Here is a 19,577-nt window from a genome sequence, read left to right as displayed (position 1 = left end):
ACCCTATATTCCGCGGCCTCAAATGCTTGGGGAGGGGAATTCAAATGTCACGTCAACAACCACAAGTACCGGTCAGTTCACCGCGTTTACTCGCGTCTGCAATTGGCGTGGCGATCACTGCCAGCTCTGCGGGCCACATGGCTTTCGCGGCTGAAAAGACCGACGAAAAAGCACCGAGCAATGTGATTTCCCTGGGCGCTACCGATATCACCGGCGAAGCTCAGGACGAGACCTCCTACAAGACCGATACCTCGGCCAACAAGAAGTACACCGCGCCGCTGCGCGAAACACCGAAAAGCGTCACCGTGATTCCGCAACAAGTGATTCGCGACACTGGAGCCACCAGTCTGGTCGACGCGCTACGTACCACACCGGGCATCACGTTCGGTGCCGGTGAAGGCGGCAACCCGGCCGGCGATCGTCCGATCATTCGCGGCTTCAACGCAGAAAGCGACGTGTTCATCGACGGCATGCGCGACCCGGCTTCCCAGAGCCGCGAGATCTTCAACGTAGAATCGATCGAAGTCAGCAAGGGCCCGGGGTCAGCCTTCACCGGCGCGGGTTCCACCGGTGGCAGCCTGAACCTGGTGAGCAAGACCGCCAAGCTGGGCAATGCCTACAACGGCGGTTTCACCTGGGGCTCGGACCAGACCAAACGCACCACCCTCGATCTGAATCAGCAGATGACTGACACCTCGGCCTTCCGTCTGAACCTGATGAAGCACGAAGCCAACGTCGCCGGCCGTGATGCCGTGGACGTCAGCCGCTGGGGCGTGGCACCTTCCTTCGCGTTTGGCCTGGGTACCGACACCCGCCTGACCGTCGGCTACTACCACGTCGAAACCGACGACATGCCCGACTACGGCCTCCCGTTGACCTTGAGCCCCAACCGCAGCAAGTACAACGTAGATAAACCTGCGCATGTCGATCGTGACAACTTCTACGGCCTCACTGGTCGCGACTTCCGCGAGACCAGCAACGACAGCGGCACCATCAAGATCGAACACGATCTGAATGATGACCTGACCGTCTCGAACAGCTTCCGCATGTCCCGTTCGACGCTCGACTACGTCGTCACCAACCCGGACGACAGCAAGGGCAACGTGGCTCTTGGCAGCGTGTACCGTGGCGCGAAAAGCCGTAACTCGACGTCCAGCGGCTGGATCAACCAGACCGACCTGAGCGCCAGGTTCAACACCGGCGCCATCGAGCACAGCCTGGTCACCGGCCTTGAGTTTTCCTATCAAGACACCCACAACCGCCCGTACATTCTGACCTCGACCGCCAGCGGCACCCGGTGCAACCGCGCCCTGTTCAATTCCGGCGACTGCACCAGTCTGCAAAACCCGACGCCTGGGGATAACTGGAACGGCTCGATCACCGACAGCGCCGCGTTCACCGACACCGACACCAAAACCGCTGCGGCCTACGTGTTCGACACGCTGAAGTTCAACGAGCAATGGTCCTTGAACCTGGGCCTGCGTTACGACAACTACCAGGTCAAATCCAGCGGCCACGCCAACGCTAGCAGCACAGCGCCAGCGAACGACTTCTCCCGTGAGAACACCAGCGACCTGGTCAACTACCAGATCGGCGTGGTCTACAACCCGTTGCCTAACGGCAGTCTCTACGCGGCCTACTCCACCTCCAGCAACCCGTCCGGTGAAACCAGCGGCAACGGCGGCCTGGACCTGGCCGCGAACAACACCGATCTGGACCCGGAAAAGAACCGCAACTACGAGATCGGTACCAAGTGGGACTTCTTCGGTGACGACCTGTCGCTGACCGCCGCACTGTTCCGCACCGAGAAAACCAACGCGCGGATCAACGATCCGGACGGCGGCACCACTCAAGTGCTGGATGGCGAACAGCAGGTCAATGGCCTGGAACTGAGCTACGCCGGCAAGCTGACCCGTAACTGGAGGGTCTTCGGCGGCTACACCTACATGGAAAGCGAAGTGGTCAAAACCACCCTCGCCGCCGATGAAGGCAACCACATGCCAAGCACCCCACGGAACAACTTCACGTTCTGGTCGACCTACGACCTGGTGCCGGACAAGTTGACCGTCGGCGCCGGTGCCACGTTCGTCGACTCGCAGTTCGGCAACATCGCCAACTCGGTGGAGATCCCGTCCTACTGGCGCTACGACGCAATGGCCAGCTATCGCCTGACCAAGAACGTCGACCTGCAACTCAACGTGCAGAACCTGACCGACAAGCGTTACTTCGACCAGGTGTTCCAGACGCACTACGCCCACGTGGCGGCGGGTCGTACCGCCCTGCTGAGCGCCAACTTCCACTTCTGATCCTGTGGGAGCGAGCCGGCTCCGGGCGGCGTTCCGACGAATACGGTGTCCCTGTCGCACTTTATCTGTTGCGGCTGACATAGCCTTCGCGAGCAGGCTCGCTCCCACACTAGAGTGGTGGGCGCCCTGGCCCCGTTCATTCAATTGAACGGGGCTTTTGTGCGTAAAAAAGAATGTTTCTCGACAACCCACGGCATAATGCGCGCCGTGATGATTATTTCCGAACGAACAAGGCGAGCGACGTGTTGAAGAAAACCCTGTTCCAGTTGCACTGGTTTTTCGGCATCAGCGCCGGACTGGTCCTGGCCCTGATGGGCATCACCGGGGCGACGGTGTCGTTCCAGGATGAAATCCTGCGCGCGCTGAACCCTTCTGTGCTGCAGGTCGAGAAGCAGGTCGCTGGCGTCCTGCCGCCCGCCGAACTGGTGGAAAAAATCGAAGGTGCATCCGGCAAAAAAGTCGCGATGCTCTGGGTCGAGACCGACAGCGGCAACGCCGCGCGGGTGTCCTTTACCCCACCACCGGGTGAGCGCCGCGGGCAGATGCGCTACTTCGACCCGTACACCGCCGAGTTCATGGGCGACGCCACTGGCCAGGACTTCTTCGGCCTGATGCTGCAACTGCACCGCTTCCTCGCCATGGGCGATAGCGGTCGGCAGATCACCGGCGCGTGCACGCTGATTCTGGTGTTCTTCTGCCTGTCCGGTCTTTACCTGCGCTGGCCGCGTCAGTGGAACAGCTGGCGCGCCTGGCTGACCCTCGACTGGAAGAAAAAGGGCCGCAGCTTCAACTGGGATTTGCACTCGGTGGCCGGCACCTGGTGCCTGGTGTTTTACCTCCTGGCAGCGCTCACCGGATTGTCCTGGTCCTATGAGTGGTACAACAAGGGCCTGACCCGATTGCTTTCCGACTCACCGCAGAACGAGCGCGTTCGCGGCGGGCGCGGCCCTGCGCCAAGCGGTCCGGCACCGACTGCTAATTACGCAGCGATGTGGAGCAGCATCTACAGCGCCGCCGGTCCGGCACTCAGCGCCTACAACATTCGTATGCCGCCAGTGGCCGGACAACCGGCCACCGTGTTCTACCTGCTGAACACCTCGCCCCACGACCGCGCGCTGAACCAGATCACCCTCGATCCGGCGACCGGCACCGTCAAACGGCATGACCGCTACAGCGACAAGAGCCTCAAGGCGCAACTGCTGACCAGCATTTACGCGCTGCACGTCGGCAGCTACTTCGGCATCGTCGGGCGGATTATTCTGACGCTCAGCGCGCTGACCATGCCGCTGTTCTTTGTCACGGGCTGGTTGCTGTACCTCGATCGTCGACGCAAGAAAAAGCAGATCAAAGACGCGCGCAAAGATTTCGCGCAAACAGGCAGCAATACGCCAGCCTGGTTGATCGGCTTCGCCAGCCAAAGCGGGTTTGCCGAGCAACTGGCGTGGCAGACCGCCGGGCAATTGCAAGCTGCCGGCGTGCCGGTGAAGGTTCAGCCGCTGGCGGACGTCAGCGAACAGGACTTGCGTGAATCCAGCAATGCGTTGTTCGTGGTCAGCACCTTTGGCGACGGCGAAGCACCGGACAGTGCCCGCAGCTTCGAACGCAAAGTGCTGGGTCGGGCGTCGAGCCTGGAAAGCCTGAACTACGCCGTGCTCGGCCTCGGTGATCGGCAGTATCAACATTTCTGCGGTTTCGCTCGACGCTTGCACACCTGGCTGGGCGAACACGGCGGCAAGACCCTGTTCGCCCCGGTGGAGGTCGACAGCGGCGACCCTTACGCCTTGCGTCACTGGCAGCAGCAACTGGGGCTGCTGACCGGACAGGCGCCCGTGGACACCTGGCAAGCGCCAAGCTATGACAATTGGAACCTGACCCGTCGTGAGTTGCTCAACCCTGACAGCAGCGGTTCGGGTGTTTATTTGCTGGGCCTCACAGCCCCGACCACCAGCAGCTGGCTGGCCGGCGATCTGGTGGAAGTGTTGCCGCGCAATTGTCCGGGGGCGATCGAACATTTCCTCGATGGCCTGGGCATTGACGGTCGGGCCACGGTTGCGCTCGCTGGCCTGTCGCAACCCCTGGAGCAAGCCCTCGCCACTCGACAACTGCCGGAAAACCGAACTCACCTGGTCGGCCTGCATGCCCAGGCGCTGGTGGATGCGCTGGTGCCCTTGGCCATGCGCGAATACTCCATCGCCTCGATCGCCGCCGATGGCATCCTCGAACTGATCGTGCGTCAGGAACTGCATCCTGATGGCAGCCTGGGCGTCGGCTCCGGCTGGCTGACCGAACACGCCCCGGTGGGCGGCACCATCAGCCTGCGCGTACGACGCAACAGCGGTTTCCACCTGCCGGTCGAGCCAGTGCCGATGATCCTGCTGGGCAACGGCACCGGCCTTGCCGGGCTGCGCAGTTTGCTCAAGGCGCGGATCGCCGATGGGCAGCAGCGCCATTGGCTACTGTTTGGCGAGCGCAATCGGGAACATGACTACCTGTGCCGCGCTGAGCTTGAAGAGTGGCTGATTTCGGGGGACATCGAGCGTCTGGATCTGGCGTTCTCGCGGGATCAGGCTGAGAAGATTTATGTGCAGGATCGACTGCGCGAGTCGGCTGGGGAGTTGAAGAAGTGGCTGGCCGAGGGTGCGGTCATTTACATTTGCGGTAGCTTGCAAGGGATGGCTTCAGGGGTGGATCACGCGCTCAACGAAATACTCGGAATTGCAGAGGTCGATCGCCTGATCGAGCAGGGCCGCTACCGGCGTGACGTCTACTGAAAGAGCCCCTCACCCTAGCCCTCCCGAAACGTCGGACCGCCCGTAGGGAGAGGGGACTGACCGAGGTGTCTCACGTTATACATCGACCTGAAAAATCGAGTCGAACTCAGGTTCTGAAAGGCCTCCGGTCTGCTCCCTTTCCCCCTCTCCCCCGTGGGGAGAGGGCTGGGGTGAGGGGTCGATTTCAAATCATCCGCAAAATCCAGACTACAGTTAAACCTCCATCCCCCCTTCACACGGACGTGAAGCATGCCCACCCGCCCCACCCTCAACCAACGCCAATTCGCCCGCCATCTGCGCACCCACCAAACCGACTGCGAACTCCTGCTCTGGCAAAAACTTCGTTCTCGGCAAATCGCCAATCTGAAATTCCGTCGGCAGTTTCCATGCCCGCCGTACATCCTGGATTTTTATTGCGTGGAACTGAAGTTGGCCATCGAACTGGATGGTGGTCAGCATTACGAGACGACGGCAAAAATACATGACCAGCGTCGAACGCTTTACCTTCAGCAGCAAGGTATTGAGGTTGTGCGGTTTAGCAATCTGGAGGTTATTGAGCGGATGAGTGAAGTGCTTGAGCAGATCCTGAGGTTTGCTGCGAATCGAACATCGCCCCCTCACCCTAACCCTCTCCCGGAGGGAGAGGGGACTGACCGAGTTGTTCTTAGAGTTACATCGACCTGAAACATCGAGTCGAACTCCGGTTTCGAAAGCAACAGGGATCGGCTCCCTTTCCCCCTCTCCCCCGTGGGGAGAGGGCTGGGGTGAGGGGTGGATCTATCAGACTGGCTGCAACTTCTGCTCAAACACCCCAACCCCATCCAAATCCCGCAACACCACACTCATCTCCCCCGTCTGCCCATCAATATTCACCTCACCAAAAAACTGAAACCCGGCAAACGGTGAGGTGTTCTGTGCCGGCGGTGCCTTCTCGAACACCACCTCTGGACCAAAGGTCTTATCCAGCGAATCAGGCCCGAAACTCCCCGCATTCAAAGGCCCGGCGACAAACTCCCAGAACGGTTCGAAATCCTGAAACGCCGCACGGTCCGGATGGTAATGATGCGCTGCGCAGTAATGCACATCCGCCGTCAGCCAGACAAAATTGCGCACCTGCTGCTCCCGCAGAAAACCCAACAATTCGGCGATTTCCAATTCACGCCCCTGGGCCGGCCCCGGATCGCCATTGGCCACGGCTTCCCAGCGCGCCACACCAGGGCTGACTTCACCATCCGGTACGCCGAGGCCAATCGGCATATCAGCAGCGATGACTCTCCACTGAGCATTGGAAGCCTTCAACTCACGTTTGAGCCAGTCCAGTTGTTCACGGCCAAGGAAGGGTTTAGCGGCACCCAGGTTGTCGTCATTGGCCCCGCGATAGCTGCGCATGTCGAGCACGAACACATCGAGCAACGGACCGTAACCGAGTTTGCGATAAATCCGCCCGCCACCATCGGCGCTCTGCAACCGCATCGGTGCGTATTCGAGCCAGGCCTGACGCGCGCGACCGACCAGGCTGTGGATATCTTTGCTCTTGTAGCGATCATCCAACTGCTTGCCCGGCGACCAGTTGTTGACCACTTCATGGTCGTCCCATTGCCAGATCTGCGGAACCTCGGCGTTGAAGCGGCGGATGTTTTCGTCCATCAGGTTGTAGCGGTAATTACCGCGATAGTCGTCGAGGGTTTCGGCCACTTTGCTCTTGGCTTCAGTGGTGATGTTGCGCCACACGCGGCCGCTCTCTGTGGTGAGCTGCGCGGGTACGGGGCCGTCAGCGTAGATGGTGTCGCCGCTGTTGATAAAAAAATCTGGCAGGCGCAAACGCATGGCATCGTAGATGCGCATGCCGCCGATGTCCGGGTTGATGCCGAAGCCCTGGCCGGCGGTGTCGCCGCTCCAGACGAAACGGATGTCACGACGGGTTTGCGGCACGCTGCGCAGATGGCCAAACCAGGGTTCGCTGGCGACGCCGCTCTGGGCGTCTTCGAAGTGCACGCGATAGAAAATCGCCTGGTCGGCGGGCAGGCCAGTGAGTTCGACCCGGGCCGTGAAATCGGTATTGGACACGGCCAATGGCGAGACAAAACGACGAGGGTTGCTGAACAGGCTGCGGGTGTCCCACTCCACCACCATTCGCGCCGGACGATCACAACGACTCCAGATCATCGCCCGATCGCCCAGCACGTCGCCGGACTGCACGCCATCGGTGAGTTGCGGACGATCCTTGACCGAGGCAATCACCGCCGGCGCCAGGCCTGGCAACAACAGCCCGGCACCGACGGCTTGTATGACACGACGGCGACCGAGGTCGAATTCGCTCATGGTGTTCTCCCTGAAAAGGAAAACTTAAGCACGGACGTGTGAAATGGCTGTGACACGTCCCCCCTGTAGGAGCCGAGCTTGCTCGCGATGGCGGTATATCAGCCACCATTTTCGGTGAATGTTAAACCGCTATCGCGAGCAAGCTCGGCTCCTACAGAGGGTGGGTGTCAGGCGCTGACGGGCTCTATTGCCAGTTCAACGACTTCCGGCCGCTTGAGCACCGCATACGCCACCGCCGTCAGCAGACTCCCGGCCACAATCGCCAGCAAATAAAGCAGCGCATGGTTGATCGCATTCGGGATCGCCAGAACGAACAATCCGCCGTGCGGCGCCATCAGTTTGCAGCCGAAATACATCGACAACGCACCGGTCAGCGCACCACCGGCAATGCTCGCCGGGATCACCCGCAACGGGTCCTTGGCGGCAAACGGAATCGCACCTTCCGAGATGAAGCACAACCCCAGAACCAACGCCGCTTTACCGGCCTCGCGTTCGGTCTGAGCAAACTTGTGCCGCGCGATAAACGTAGCAATGCCCAAGCCAATCGGCGGCACCATGCCGGCCGCCATGGTCGCGGCCATCGGTGCATAACTTTGCGACGCCAGCAGCCCCACCGAGAATGCATACGCGGCTTTGTTGATCGGCCCGCCAAGGTCGACGCACATCATCCCGCCGAGCAACACACCGAGCAGAATCGCGTTGGTGGTGCCCATACTGTCGAGAAAGTGCGTGAGCCCTGCGAGCATCCCGGCCACCGGTTTGCCCACCACGTAGATCATCACCAGACCGGTGAACAGACTCGCCAGCAGCGGGATGATCAGAATCGGCTTCAGCGCCTCAAGACTTTGCGGCAAACGTGCATAACGATTGATCGCCTGCGCCGCGTAACCGGCAATGAAACCGGCAATGATCCCGCCGATAAAACCGGCACCCAAGGTGCTTGCCAGCAGACCACCAATCATCCCCGGCGCCAGGCCCGGACGGTCGGCGATCGAGTAGGCGATGTAACCCGCCAGCAGTGGCACCATCAGCTTGAACGCGGTCTCGCCGCCGATCTGCATCAATGCTGCCGCGAGCGTGCCCGGCTCCTTGAACGCGGTGATGCCGAACACGAACGACAAGGCGATCATCAGACCACCCGCCACCACCATCGGCAGCATGAATGACACACCCGTCAGCAGGTGTTTGTAGACGCCACTTTTCTCTTGCTTGGCCGGGCCTTTGGCGCCGGTCGATGCGGTTTCCTGAGTGCCTTCGACCAACGCTTTGTTCAGCGTCGCTTCAGCTTGCTTGAGCGCAATGCCAGTGCCGCAACGGTAAATCTTCTTACCGGCAAAACGCTCGGTGGCGACTTCGATATCGCAGGCCAGCAGCACTACGTCCGCATCGGCAATCGCCGCTGCACTCAGCGGATTGCGCGCACCGACCGAGCCCTGGGTTTCCACTTGCAGGTCGTAGCCCAAACGCTTGGCCGCTTGCTGCAAAGCTTCAGCGGCCATGAAGGTGTGAGCGACGCCGGTCGGGCACGCGGTAATCGCGACCAAACGCGGGGCGTTTTTAACGACGGCAGCAGGTTCGGCCGCGACTTCGGGGGCAACGTAAACCTGAGCCTCTTCAGCACCGCGACGCAGCACCGCTTCAACATCTTGCAGGGCTTGCGCCGGGGTACTCTGGAACACCCGCTTGCCGATGAATCGCGACATATCCACTGGCGCGCTGGTCACCAGCAACACCCACTCGGCCGCCTCGATCGTGGCCGCCGACAATTGGCGTTCAGGGTGCGCGGCATCGTTGACTTCGACACTGCTGCTCCAGCCCTGACGCTGGGCAGCCGCATCAAGCAAACGGGCGCACAGCACACTGGTGACCATGCCGTTCGGGCAGGCCGTAACAATGGCTAACTTCATGACAAACCCTCTTATTGTTCTGTCAGGCTGCGCATGCGCACGCCCTGTTCGAGCCGCGCCAACTGCGTGGCGTCGCCTATACCGAAATCGATCTGGGTGACCGCCATCGCGGCAATCGCCGTGGCAGTGCGCAAGGTCTGTTCAGGCGTGTCGGCGCTGAGCAAACCGTGGAGCATGCCGGCCAGCAACGAATCGCCTGCGCCCACCGTGCTGACGACACTGACCTTGGGCGGCGTGGCATGCATCGCCGAGCCGACACTGAACCAGTTCACGCCATCGGCGCCGTCGGAGATCACCACGTGCTCGATGCCTTGAGCGTGCAAGCGGCTCGCGGCTTGCGCTTGCGCAGCCACCGAAACCACCTCGCAGCCCAGCGCGTCGGCCAGCTCTTCGGTATTGGGTTTGATCAGCCACGGGCCAGCCTTGAGCGCCGCCCGCAAGGCTTCACCACTGGTGTCCAGCGCCACGTTCAAACCGAGATTTTTCAAACGCACAATCAACGCCTGCAACCACTGAGGACTGATGCCTTGGGGCAGGCTGCCGGCAACGACGACCGCGTCATGATCGGGTGCAATCTGATCAAGTCGATCAAGCAACGCCTGCTGCGCGGCTTCACTTACCAAAGGTCCGGGACCGTTGATGTCGGTGATGCGCCCAGCGCTTTCCGCCAGTTTGATATTGCTGCGCGTCTCACCGGGAACACGGATGAACGCGTCGACAAAACCGCGTTTGGCGAACAGGGTTTCGAACGCCTGGAGGTTGTCCTCCCCGAGGAAACCGCTGACCGTGAGCTGATGCCCGAGGTCCGCCAGCACTTGTGCCACGTTCACGCCTTTACCGGCGGCATGCGTGTGCATCTCGTCGCTACGGTTGACTTGGCCGGGTGCAAGGACCGGCAACTGGACGGTGAGGTCCAGCGCGGGGTTGAGGGTCAGGGTCAGGATCTTGGCCATTACAGGGCCTCCACTAGTGCGCGCACTTCATTGGCGCTGCCCACGGCCAGGGCCTGCTGGGCAAGGATTTGAGTCTGGGCCAGGCTGAGTTCGCGAACTCGCGCCTTAACCTCGGCAATGCTGCGACCCGACACACTGAGCTCGTCCACACCCAGACCGACCAGCACCGGCACCGCCAGCGGATCGGCCGCCAACTCGCCGCACACGCCGACCCACTTGCCGTGGGCATGCGCCGCGCGCACGGTGATGTCGATCAGTTGCAGCACCGCCGGGTGCAAGCCGTCAGCCTGGGCCGACAAGGTCGGATGACCACGGTCGATCGCCAGGGTGTATTGGGTCAAGTCATTGGTGCCGACACTGAAAAAGTCGACCTCTTTGGCCAGCACCGGCGCCAGCAATGCAGCTGACGGCACTTCAATCATGATCCCCAATTGCAGGTCTGCAACCGGAATTTCCAGACGCAGGCGTTCGGTCATGTCCCGCGCCTGGCGCCACTCATCAACGCTGCCGACCATGGGAAACATAATCCGCAGCGGACGGTTGTCCGCCGCACGCAGCAACGCGCGCAATTGCGCTTCCATGATGTGCGGACGTTGCAGGGTCAGGCGAATACCACGCACGCCGAGGAACGGGTTTTCTTCTTTGGCAATCGGCCAATAGGGCAGCGGTTTGTCGCCGCCGACATCGAGAGTACGTACCACCAGCGGCCGACCGGCCAGGCCATCGAGTACACGACGGTATTCAATCTCTTGGGTCGCTTCGTCCGGCGCTTGCGAGTGGGCCATGAAAATCAGTTCGGTGCGCAGCAGGCCAATGCCTTCGGCGCCCTGCTCCACCGCGCTGGTCACGCCGGCGCTTTCGCCGATGTTGGCGAACACTTCGACCGCATGGCCGTCAGTGGTCAGTGCCGGTTGATGGCGTTGTTCGGCGGCCGCTTTCAGACGCTGATCGCGGGTGTCGCGCTCTTCGGTGGCGCGCTGCAAGGTCGCCGCGTCGGCGTCCACGTGCAGGCGGCCGCGCTGACCATCAATCAGCAACGGCGTGCCCGGCGCCAGCAGCAACACGGCCGGACCGGCACCGACCAACGCTGGAATACCGAGGGCTCGGGCGACAATGGCGCTGTGAGCGGTAGCACCGCCACGGGCGGTGAGGATGCCGGCAACGCGGGCCGGATCAAGGCGGGCGACATCGGACGGACCGACTTCATCCATCACCAGAATGTACGGTTGCTCAGGCTCGCTCGGGGTTTCGACGCCACTCAACTGTGCCAGTACCCGACGACCGATATCACGCAAGTCGGCAGCGCGCTCGGCGAGCAAGGCGTCCTGCAGCGATTCCTGTTGTTTGGCCGCCGCTTCAATCACCGCCATCCACGCCGCTTCGGCGCTTTCGCCCTGCTTGAGACGGGTGTCGACTTCATCGGTCAATTCCGGGTCGTCGAGCATTTCCTGGTGGGTGATGAAAATCTCGCGAATGGCCTTGGACTTGCTGCGTTCAATCAGGCCTTCGATGTCGCGACGCACGTCCGCCAACGCCTGCTTGAGACGCTCGCGCTCAATGGCGGCGGACTCACCGCGCAGTGGGTATTCAATGGTTTGCAGCACTTGAATGTGCGCCGGGCCGATGGCGATGCCCGGTGCGGCGGCAATGGCCTGAACCAGACTGCCGGACGCTGGTGCGAGGACCACTTCGGCCACATCGGCGATCACTTCGCGCTGCTGGCTCACGGCGGGCAGCGGTTCGACTTCTTCACCGAGGCCTTCTTCGATGGCCGCCAGCAAGGCTGGCAAGGCATCGGCGGCGATGCTCGGTTCGGCGACAAATTCCAGCACCTGACCGCGACGGGCACCGAGGCTGAGCAGTTTGCTCAAGCTCTTCACTGACACGGCGCTGTCCTGGCCATCAACAATGCGTACGCGGATTTCGCCTTCAAAACTTTTCGCCAGTTGCGCGAGGATCTTCGCCGGACGCGCGTGCAAGCCGTGGGCGTTGGCCAGGGCGATGCGAGCGCTGGGCCAATCGGCCGGCAGCTCGCCGCCAAGGACTTCGAGGACTTTACGGCTGCTGGTGGCGCGGCCCAATTCGTGGCCGCGACCTTCGATCAGCAACGCACAAAGGCGTTCGAGCAAGGCCTGATGGGCTTCACCGAGGCTGGCCAGGCAGAACAGACCGCTGAGCGGCTGACCGAGGTAACGCATGGGTTTGTCCGGCGTGACGAACGCCAGGCCCGGACGCTTGACCGTTTGCTCGCTGTGCAACCACCACAGGCCATCGCCCAGCGGCAGCGCGTCGACTTGCTGCAACACGGCCGAGAAACCGTTGCTCACACAGTCGGCCTGACGCAGCAAACGCGCACCGCGCCAGACCAGCTCTTCGAAGTCATCGGCGGACACACCGAGGCCGATCATCTGTGCATCCAGCGCCAGTTCTTGCGGCGCGCCTTGCAACAGTTTCAGCAAAGCTTCGGCGGAACTGGCGCGGCGCAGGGCCTGGCCCAGGTCGGTTTCGCCGAGGGCGCGGGTCAGCAGTTGCAACAGACGCAGGTGTTCGTCGGATTTGGCCGCAATACCAATCGCCAGGTAGACGATCTGACCGTCGCCCCAGTCCACGCCTTCAGGGAACTGCATCAGCCGCACGCCGGTGGAAAACACCTGATCGCGGGTTTCCGGCGTACCGTGAGGGATGGCAATACCTTGACCGAGAAAGGTCGAGCCCTGGGCTTCGCGCGCCTGCAATCCGGCGAGATAACCCTCGGCCACCAGGCCATCGGCGACCAGATGCTGGGCCAGCAGGTGCAACGCTGCGGACTTATCCACAGCCGACTGCCCCATGGATATCTGCTCTATGGTGAGCTCGAGCATGCTTTCTCCTTTTTGGCGCCTTGTGACGCCAGGTATTGTTTTGAATGATTCAGCTTAGGCCCTTAATCACAACTTTTGGCGGTTTCGCGGCAGAACCGGCAAAGGAGCCTATAACGTAGAAAATACGCTTGCTGAAACGTTTAATCTAGAATGATTGGCACGTTACTCGATAATGTCTCATCCTTGAAGCCCAATTGTCGGATGCGTCGCGACGATGGTCGTCTGCCTTAATCGGGTAGGATTGGCGAAAATGTCGAGGCAAGCTCGAAAAAACAAGGAAAACCCGGGTTGAAACTCAGTGATATCGCCCAGTTGGCCGGTGTGTCCGTTACCACCGCCAGCTATGTCATCAATGGCAAGGCAGAACAACAACGTATCAGCAGTGCCACCGTCGAGCGCGTGCGCGCGGTCGTCGAACAACATGGCTTTACACCCAATCCCCAGGCTGCCGGGCTGCGCAGTCGGCACACCCGAACCCTGGGTTTCATTCTGCCGGACCTGGAAAACCCCAGTTACGCGCGAATCGCCAAACTGCTGGAACAAGGCGCCCGCGCTCGCGGCTATCAGCTGCTGATCGCCAGTTCTGACGATGCGCCGGACAGCGAACGGCAATTGCTGAAACTGTTCCGGGCCCGGCGCTGCGACGCGTTGATCGTTGCCAGTTGCCTGCCGGCCGGCGATGACAGCTATCGCCAATTGCAGGCCAAGGGCATTCCGATCATCGCGATCGACCGGGTCATGGAGCCTGAGCATTTCTGCTCGGTGATCAGCGATGACCGCGGGGCCAGCCTGCAACTGACCGGCAGTCTACTGGACCCGCTGCCCAAGCAGATCGCACTGATCGGCGCACGCCCCGAACTGAGCATCAGCCAGGAGCGGGCCGCAGGATTCAAAGAGGCTCTGGCCGGATTCAAAGGCGAGGTGCTGATCGAACACGGCGAGTCGTTCAGCCGTGAGTGCGGCAAACAGTTGATGGAAGAACTGCTACAGCGTCTGGGCCATTTGCCGGATGCGCTGGTGACCACGTCCTACGTGCTGCTTCAGGGCGTATTCGATGCCTTGCACGACTTCCCGCTCAAAACCCGCCCGCTGCGACTTGGCACCTTCGGCGACACGCAGCTGCTGGATTTTCTGCCGCTGCCGGTCAACGCCATGGCCCAGCAGCATCAGCTCATCGCCGACAAGGCCCTGGAACTGGCGCTGGCCGCCATCGAGCAATCGGATTACCGACCCGGCGTGCAAGCCATCGCGCGGACCTTCAAGCAGCGTATTCGCCAGGACTGAACCGTGGAGCTGATCGACAGCCACACTCATCTGGACTTTCCGGACTTCGACGATGATCGTCAGGCGCTGCTGGCCGAGAGCCGCGCCCTCGGAGTGCGGCGGATGGTGGTGCTGGGGGTTTACAAGGCCAACTGGCAACGGGTCTGGGATCTGGTGCAAAGCGATCCCGACCTGCATGCGGCGTTCGGCTTGCATCCGGTCTATCTGGATGATCATCGTCCCGAAGACCTGACGGAACTCGGTGACTGGCTGACTCGATTAACCGGCCATCGACAGCTGTGCGCCGTGGGCGAGATCGGTCTGGATTACTTTATCGAAACCCTGGACCGTGAACGTCAACAGGCACTGTTCGATGCGCAACTGCAACTGGCGGCTGACTTCAATCTTCCCGCGCTGATTCATGTGCGACGCAGCCACGCGGCAGTGATTGCCACGCTTAAACGGTTTCGCTTGAAGCACGCGGGAATCATTCATGCCTTCGCCGGCAGCAAAGAAGAAGCCCGCGAATACATCAAGCTCGGTTTCAAACTGGGCCTGGGCGGTGCCGCGACTTGGCCTCAAGCCCTGCGCATGCATCGTGTGCTGGCCGAATTGCCGCTTGAATCGGTGGTACTGGAAACCGATTCGCCGGACATGGCGCCCGCCATGTTCCCCGGCCAACGCAACAGCCCGGCGCACCTGCCGGCAATCTGCTCGGCATTGGCCGGGATCATGGCGATCAGCCCTGAGCAATTGGCCACCGCCAGCACGGCCAATGCCTGTGAGCTGTTCAACTGGTAATCAGTCGGCGTGGGCCTTGGCGGCTTCCAGCGTCAGCGTCATGTGTTGCCGGTGCCGGGCAAACCGCATGACGGCGAAATAGACGAGAATCGCCAACAGCGAAAAATTCAGCTGCTCCACGACGCTGAATATCCCGATCCACTCCAACACCAACGCCACCAGCAACGCGGTGCAAACCATGACCAACGTGCTCGCCCGCAGCAATGCCAGGGAGTCGAGGGATTTGAAGCGCTTGATCTGTTTCGGATCGTTCAGTTGCAACGCTTTCTGGCAGTGGGAACACGTGAACGCTTCGTTAATTGCAATGGCGTTGAGTTGCCAGGGTTTGAGCAGAAGTGTGCTCCCGCAATGAGCGCAATGACCCTGGATTCCAATCGTTGCAGCAGACATAACCAAGCCTCCTCAGGGCAGGTCCAAGTGATTGATATTCCTTCATTAAAGACGAAAAACCAGACGACGGAGGAAAAAAGGAAACTGCCGACCTGAGAAGGGAATAAATACTACAGACGGAGCATAAAAACCTGTGGGAGCGAGCCTGCTCGCGAATCGGTATATCACTCAACATTGATGTCGACTGACAGACCGCTTTCGCGAGCAGGCTCGCTCCCACAGGTGTGCCGGGGTGGTTTCAGACCCGGAAGGCGCTGATCAGCTGTTTGAGTTCCACCACCTGGGCCGACAACGCACGACTGGCGTCCTCGGTCTGGTGCGCACCGTCGGCGGTGCGTTCGCCGGCGCGGTTGATCTCTACGATGTTTTGATCGATGTCATGGGCCACGGCGGTCTGCTGCTCTACCGCGGCGGCGATTTGCTGGTTCTGATCGACGATCATGCCGACGGCACCGAGGATGTTTTCCAGCGCTTGCTGAACTTTTTCCGACTGCCCTACCGTGCCGTTGGCCATCTGATGACTGGTGCCCATCGCCTTCACCGCAGCGCCGACACCGCTGTGCAGCTTGGCGATCATCTGCTCGATTTCCTCGGTCGATTGCTGAGTGCGCTTGGCCAGTGTCCGGACCTCATCGGCCACCACCGCAAAACCACGCCCCTGTTCACCAGCCCGGGCGGCTTCGATGGCGGCGTTGAGGGCCAGAAGGTTGGTCTGTTCGGCGATGCTCTTGATCACCTCCAGCACGCGGCTGATGGACTGGCTGTCGCTGGCCAGTTGATTGATCACCAGCACCGACTGATCGATCTCTGTGGCAAGGGCTGCGATACTGCCCTGCTGAGACGCCACCAGCCCGCGCCCGCTGATGGTCTCATCGTTGACGCTATGGGCGCTGGCGACCGCCGCAGCGGCACTACGTGCCACCTCAAGGGACGTGGCCGACATCTGGTTCATGGCCGTGGCGACCTGCTCGATCTGAGTGCGCTGCCCCGCCACCGCCTGGTTGCTCTGGGCGGAGACGTTCTCCACCTGCCCGGCCTGGCGCTCGACCTCACCGACGGTCTGGCCAACCCGCTCGATCAGGTCATGGATTTTCTTCACGGTGCCGTTGAACACCTCGCCCAACTCGCCCAGTTCATCGCGGCTGTTGGCGCTGAAGGTCACCGTCATGTCGCCGGCCGCGACTTTGTCCATCACCGCGCCAAGACGCTTGAGGGTGGTGCGGGTCGAGGCGTAGAAGCCGCCGTAGAGGTAAAAAATCAACACAAACACCACCGACAGCGCCACGGCCTGCAAGACCATGTGGGTGCGGTTCTGTTCCAGTCGCTGTTGTAACTGGGCGCCAAGAAACTTCAGGGTGGCTTCATTGAGTTGGTACGTCTGGTCCATCAGGCCCGTGACTTGATCGTAAAAGCCCTGCCAAGGCGCATCGAGCGTGTCGGCCATCACCACCTGCTCTTCGAACAGTTCACTGGCCTTTTTCAACGACGCCTTGCTGCTATCGGCCTGAGCGGCCAGGGTTTCCCGTGCCGCTTTGCTGGAACCCAGCGCGTCCTGCAACTTCAGGGCATATTCGGCCTGCAGTTTTTCGATCTGCGCCAGCAACTCATCAAAACGGGTACTCGATGCCGAGTTGAGAAAGCCCTGCCCCAGCGAAAAAGAGCCCATCGCCCGGCCCTCACCCAGAAGCTGGGTCACCGGCGGGGTGACATTGGTGATGAGTTCGCTCAGTTGGCGCATGTCGCTCTGAGTGTCGCGGCTCAGGCCGGCCTGACTGGCGATGATCTGACTGAAAATTTGCGCGTTGCCGAGCAATTTGCCGATCATCCCGCTTTTGCTTTGCAGGGAGTTTTCCGCTTGCTGGGCCTTGAACGCGGCGATCATTTCATCGCGTTTGCCATCGAAAACCATGATTTGCTCGGGGTCAGTGGTCATCGCCGTCAGCCCTTGCAAATGGCTCAGCACACTTTGCCCCAGGGTACTGATCTGCGACTCGACATTGCCGGCCTTGCCGGACTGACCGAGGGTGACGTTGATCTGCACCAGGTTGTTCAGGGTTTCCAGATCGCGCCGTAACGTCAGACTGCTGCCCAGCAGGTCGAGGCTTTGCAGTTCGACCCGGGTACCCTGGAATTCTCGATAAGAATCGCGCACCAGATAAAAGTTGGTCACCAGCATCGGCACAAGGAACAGCACGCTGATCAGGCTGAACTTCATGCCAAAGCTCAGGCGGTTCATCAGCGCGACGGCGGGATAGAGCAAGCTCTTCACTGGAAGTCTCCCTTTGATTTCTTATTTTTATTGGCAGGCGCGGGCCGACAGCAGATAGCCACTATTCGACGCTGTCTCTGTATAGCTCAAATCGGCGGGAGGTTTTGTAACTTAAGGTTAACGACACAGCGTACGCGGTCCTGTAGCAGCTGCCGAAGGCTGCGTTCGGCTGCGAAGCAGTCGTAAATCCTGATCGCGCGGTGAGCCTGACAAACCGCGGTGACTGAGTTGGCGACTGCTGCGCAGCCGGACGCAGCCTTCGGCAGCTGCTACAAGGGGTCAGTGTGCTTAGGGAAGGACAGTCCACAACGCAAAACCGGCGTACCAGAGCACCGCCGCGCGCAGCAACAGTTCCCAGATCCGGTCGAGGCTGTTGATGCCGTCAGGCCCGACCACCGGGGCCGGGATTTCACCGGCCACCAGCCCGACCTTCTCGATCAATTGGGCGGCGCTGATGTTCCAGTTCAGCAGCTCGTGCAGCATCACTCGGCTGACCGCGACAAAGTTGCCGACCAACGCAAAACTCGCCGCCAACAAACGCACCGGCACCCAGTCGAACGCATGACGCAGTTGTGCGGCGCGTTCGACCACGGCCGGGTTCTGCCCGTGCTCTTCGGCCAGGGCCAGCAGTCGATAGCTCAAGGCCGCGACCGGACCCAGCAGGAAGTACCAGAAAATCACCGCGAAAAAGCTCTGATAAGCCTCCCACAGCAGATGCCCTTCGACCCGTTCCAGCAGTTGTTCGCCGCTATCGGCGCAGATACCCACATCGCGGTCCGCTACATGAGCGGCAGCTTGCAGGTCTTCCCGGCGCCAGGCATCGCGAAACGGCCCGAGACCCGCCAGCAGATCACCGCGGCCCAAACTGTAAATCACCACCAGCAGGTGCACCGGCAACGCCAGCAGACCGTAAGCCACCGGATCCAGCACCAGCAGCAGCAATCCCAACAGTGCTACTGGCAACAACACCAGTATCACCAAAATCAACCACGGACTTTTCGCCAGACGCGGACTGACCTCAAGCTTGTTCAGCTCGCGAACCCATCCACCATCGCGCTGAACCCGATGACGCAGGGCCGAAAACTTCTCGATCCAGACCGCCAACAGCAACACCAGAAAACTCATTGTTGTTCCTCTTTTGCCAGGGCGGCGCGATAGCGTGCCCAGTCGAACGCTGGCCCCGGATCGGTTTTACGCCCGGGTGCGATGTCGCTATGCCCGCAAATGCGCTGTGCGGTAATGGCCGTGAAGGCGCTTTGCAGCTGCCGGGTCAGGGTCGTCAACGCTTGATACTGAGCGTCGGTGAACGGTAGATCATCCGTGCCCTCAAGTTCGATGCCCACGGAAAAATCGTTACAGGTTTCCCGCCCTTCGAAACTCGAGACGCCGGCATGCCAGGCACGCTCAAGACAAGAGACAAACTGAGTGACAGTGCCGTCACGTTCGATCAGAAAGTGCGCAGATACACGCAGGTCGGCGATCCCTTCAAAGTAGGGATGCTCCGTGACATCCAGGCGATTCTGGAAAAATTCCTGCACCTTGCCGGTGGCGAATTGCGCTGGCGGCAAACTGATGTTGTGGATCACCAGCAGGGAAATTTCGCCCGTGGGGCGCGCATTGAAGTTGGGCGAAGGGCATAAACGCACGCCCTGACACCAACCGCTCGCGGGGTCCAACTGCATACAGGTTCCTTCAACGACGACTGTGTTGGCGCCCAGTATGCCGCGATAGACC

At 60.9% G+C, this 19,577-nt stretch carries 13 protein-coding genes; 5 read left to right on the top strand and 8 right to left on the bottom strand.

Features of this window, described 5'->3' with window-relative positions:
• Nucleotides 1-44 precede the first annotated feature (44 nt).
• From ACYZTW_RS04935 to ACYZTW_RS04925, 3 genes are all read left to right on the top strand, one after another.
• Complete coding sequence (locus ACYZTW_RS04935) at nucleotides 45-2,306, top strand: TonB-dependent receptor (RefSeq protein WP_462003967.1); 2,262 nt, start codon at nucleotides 45-47, stop codon at nucleotides 2,304-2,306.
• A 242-nt stretch (nucleotides 2,307-2,548) separates the two neighbouring features.
• A complete protein-coding gene (locus ACYZTW_RS04930; RefSeq protein ID WP_462003966.1) occupies nucleotides 2,549-5,077 on the top strand; it encodes a PepSY domain-containing protein in 2,529 nt (842 codons plus the stop codon).
• Nucleotides 5,078-5,326: 249 nt separating this feature from the next.
• Nucleotides 5,327-5,761, top strand: a complete 435-nt coding sequence (locus ACYZTW_RS04925) for an endonuclease domain-containing protein (RefSeq protein ID WP_462003965.1) — start codon at nucleotides 5,327-5,329, stop codon at nucleotides 5,759-5,761.
• A 96-nt stretch (nucleotides 5,762-5,857) separates the two neighbouring features.
• On the opposite strand, the gene ACYZTW_RS04920 is transcribed toward ACYZTW_RS04925, so the two are convergent.
• The 4 genes from ACYZTW_RS04920 to ptsP all read right to left on the bottom strand — a co-directional run bounded on the left by ACYZTW_RS04920 (nucleotide 5,858) and on the right by ptsP (nucleotide 13,120).
• A complete protein-coding gene (locus ACYZTW_RS04920; protein ID WP_462003964.1) occupies nucleotides 5,858-7,399 on the bottom strand; it encodes an alkaline phosphatase D family protein in 1,542 nt (513 codons plus the stop codon).
• A 167-nt stretch (nucleotides 7,400-7,566) separates the two neighbouring features.
• Nucleotides 7,567-9,306: a PTS fructose-like transporter subunit IIB gene (locus tag ACYZTW_RS04915; RefSeq protein ID WP_462003963.1), complete on the bottom strand. Its 1,740-nt coding sequence runs from the start codon at nucleotides 9,304-9,306 to the stop codon at nucleotides 7,567-7,569.
• A gap of 11 nt (nucleotides 9,307-9,317) precedes the next feature.
• Nucleotides 9,318-10,259: a 1-phosphofructokinase gene (gene pfkB / locus ACYZTW_RS04910; protein ID WP_462003962.1), complete on the bottom strand. Its 942-nt coding sequence runs from the start codon at nucleotides 10,257-10,259 to the stop codon at nucleotides 9,318-9,320.
• Nucleotides 10,259-13,120 carry a phosphoenolpyruvate--protein phosphotransferase gene (ptsP, locus tag ACYZTW_RS04905; protein WP_462003961.1) on the bottom strand — a complete coding sequence of 954 codons (2,862 nt, stop codon included), beginning with the start codon at nucleotides 13,118-13,120 and terminating at the stop codon, nucleotides 10,259-10,261. Before ptsP ends, pfkB begins: the two co-directional genes overlap by 1 nt.
• Nucleotides 13,121-13,408: 288 nt before the next feature.
• Between ptsP and cra the strand changes: the two genes are divergently transcribed.
• Both cra and ACYZTW_RS04895 read left to right on the top strand, forming a co-directional pair.
• Nucleotides 13,409-14,404, top strand: a complete 996-nt coding sequence (gene cra / locus ACYZTW_RS04900; protein ID WP_462003960.1) for a catabolite repressor/activator — start codon at nucleotides 13,409-13,411, stop codon at nucleotides 14,402-14,404.
• A 3-nt stretch (nucleotides 14,405-14,407) separates the two neighbouring features.
• A complete protein-coding gene (locus tag ACYZTW_RS04895; RefSeq protein WP_462003958.1) occupies nucleotides 14,408-15,184 on the top strand; it encodes a TatD family hydrolase in 777 nt (258 codons plus the stop codon).
• Here the strand turns inward: ACYZTW_RS04895 and ACYZTW_RS04890 are convergent, their stop codons facing one another.
• The 4 genes from ACYZTW_RS04890 to ampD all read right to left on the bottom strand — a co-directional run bounded on the left by ACYZTW_RS04890 (nucleotide 15,185) and on the right by ampD (nucleotide 19,525).
• Nucleotides 15,185-15,574, bottom strand: coding sequence for a hypothetical protein (locus tag ACYZTW_RS04890; RefSeq protein ID WP_462003957.1), 390 nt, complete (start codon nucleotides 15,572-15,574; stop codon nucleotides 15,185-15,187).
• Between the two features lie 238 nt (nucleotides 15,575-15,812).
• Nucleotides 15,813-16,517, bottom strand: coding sequence for a methyl-accepting chemotaxis protein (locus ACYZTW_RS04885; RefSeq protein WP_462005701.1), 705 nt, complete (start codon nucleotides 16,515-16,517; stop codon nucleotides 15,813-15,815).
• A 1,614-nt stretch (nucleotides 16,518-18,131) separates the two neighbouring features.
• Nucleotides 18,132-18,968 (bottom strand): regulatory signaling modulator protein AmpE, encoded by an 837-nt coding sequence (ampE, locus tag ACYZTW_RS04880; protein WP_462003956.1) that lies wholly within the window; start codon nucleotides 18,966-18,968, stop codon nucleotides 18,132-18,134.
• Complete coding sequence (gene ampD, locus ACYZTW_RS04875) at nucleotides 18,965-19,525, bottom strand: 1,6-anhydro-N-acetylmuramyl-L-alanine amidase AmpD (RefSeq protein WP_462003955.1); 561 nt, start codon at nucleotides 19,523-19,525, stop codon at nucleotides 18,965-18,967. The genes ampE and ampD overlap by 4 nt, the downstream gene beginning before the upstream one ends.
• Nucleotides 19,526-19,577: the final 52 nt, after the last annotated feature.

The sequence above is a fragment of the Pseudomonas sp. LB3P25 genome, from assembly GCF_054897985.1.
Note: the sequence above shows the minus strand (reverse complement) of the source record. Positions and strands in the feature narration are given on the sequence as shown.

What these genes read in the sequence shown, in the direction of transcription:
- pfkB (WP_462003962.1), bottom strand. Translation starts at nt 10,259, where the DNA reads ATGGCCAAGATCCTGACCCTGACCCTCAACCCCGCGCTGGACCTCACC.
- ampD (WP_462003955.1), bottom strand. Translation starts at nt 19,525, where the DNA reads ATGCAGTTGGACCCCGCGAGCGGTTGGTGTCAGGGCGTGCGTTTATGC.
- ACYZTW_RS04885 (WP_462005701.1), bottom strand. Translation starts at nt 16,517, where the DNA reads ATGTCGGCCACGTCCCTTGAGGTGGCACGTAGTGCCGCTGCGGCGGTC.
- ACYZTW_RS04925 (WP_462003965.1), top strand. Translation starts at nt 5,327, where the DNA reads ATGCCCACCCGCCCCACCCTCAACCAACGCCAATTCGCCCGCCATCTG.
- ACYZTW_RS04890 (WP_462003957.1), bottom strand. Translation starts at nt 15,574, where the DNA reads ATGTCTGCTGCAACGATTGGAATCCAGGGTCATTGCGCTCATTGCGGG.
- ACYZTW_RS04920 (WP_462003964.1), bottom strand. Translation starts at nt 7,399, where the DNA reads ATGAGCGAATTCGACCTCGGTCGCCGTCGTGTCATACAAGCCGTCGGT.
- ptsP (WP_462003961.1), bottom strand. Translation starts at nt 13,120, where the DNA reads ATGCTCGAGCTCACCATAGAGCAGATATCCATGGGGCAGTCGGCTGTG.
- ACYZTW_RS04915 (WP_462003963.1), bottom strand. Translation starts at nt 9,306, where the DNA reads ATGAAGTTAGCCATTGTTACGGCCTGCCCGAACGGCATGGTCACCAGT.
- ampE (WP_462003956.1), bottom strand. Translation starts at nt 18,968, where the DNA reads ATGAGTTTTCTGGTGTTGCTGTTGGCGGTCTGGATCGAGAAGTTTTCG.
- ACYZTW_RS04935 (WP_462003967.1), top strand. Translation starts at nt 45, where the DNA reads ATGTCACGTCAACAACCACAAGTACCGGTCAGTTCACCGCGTTTACTC.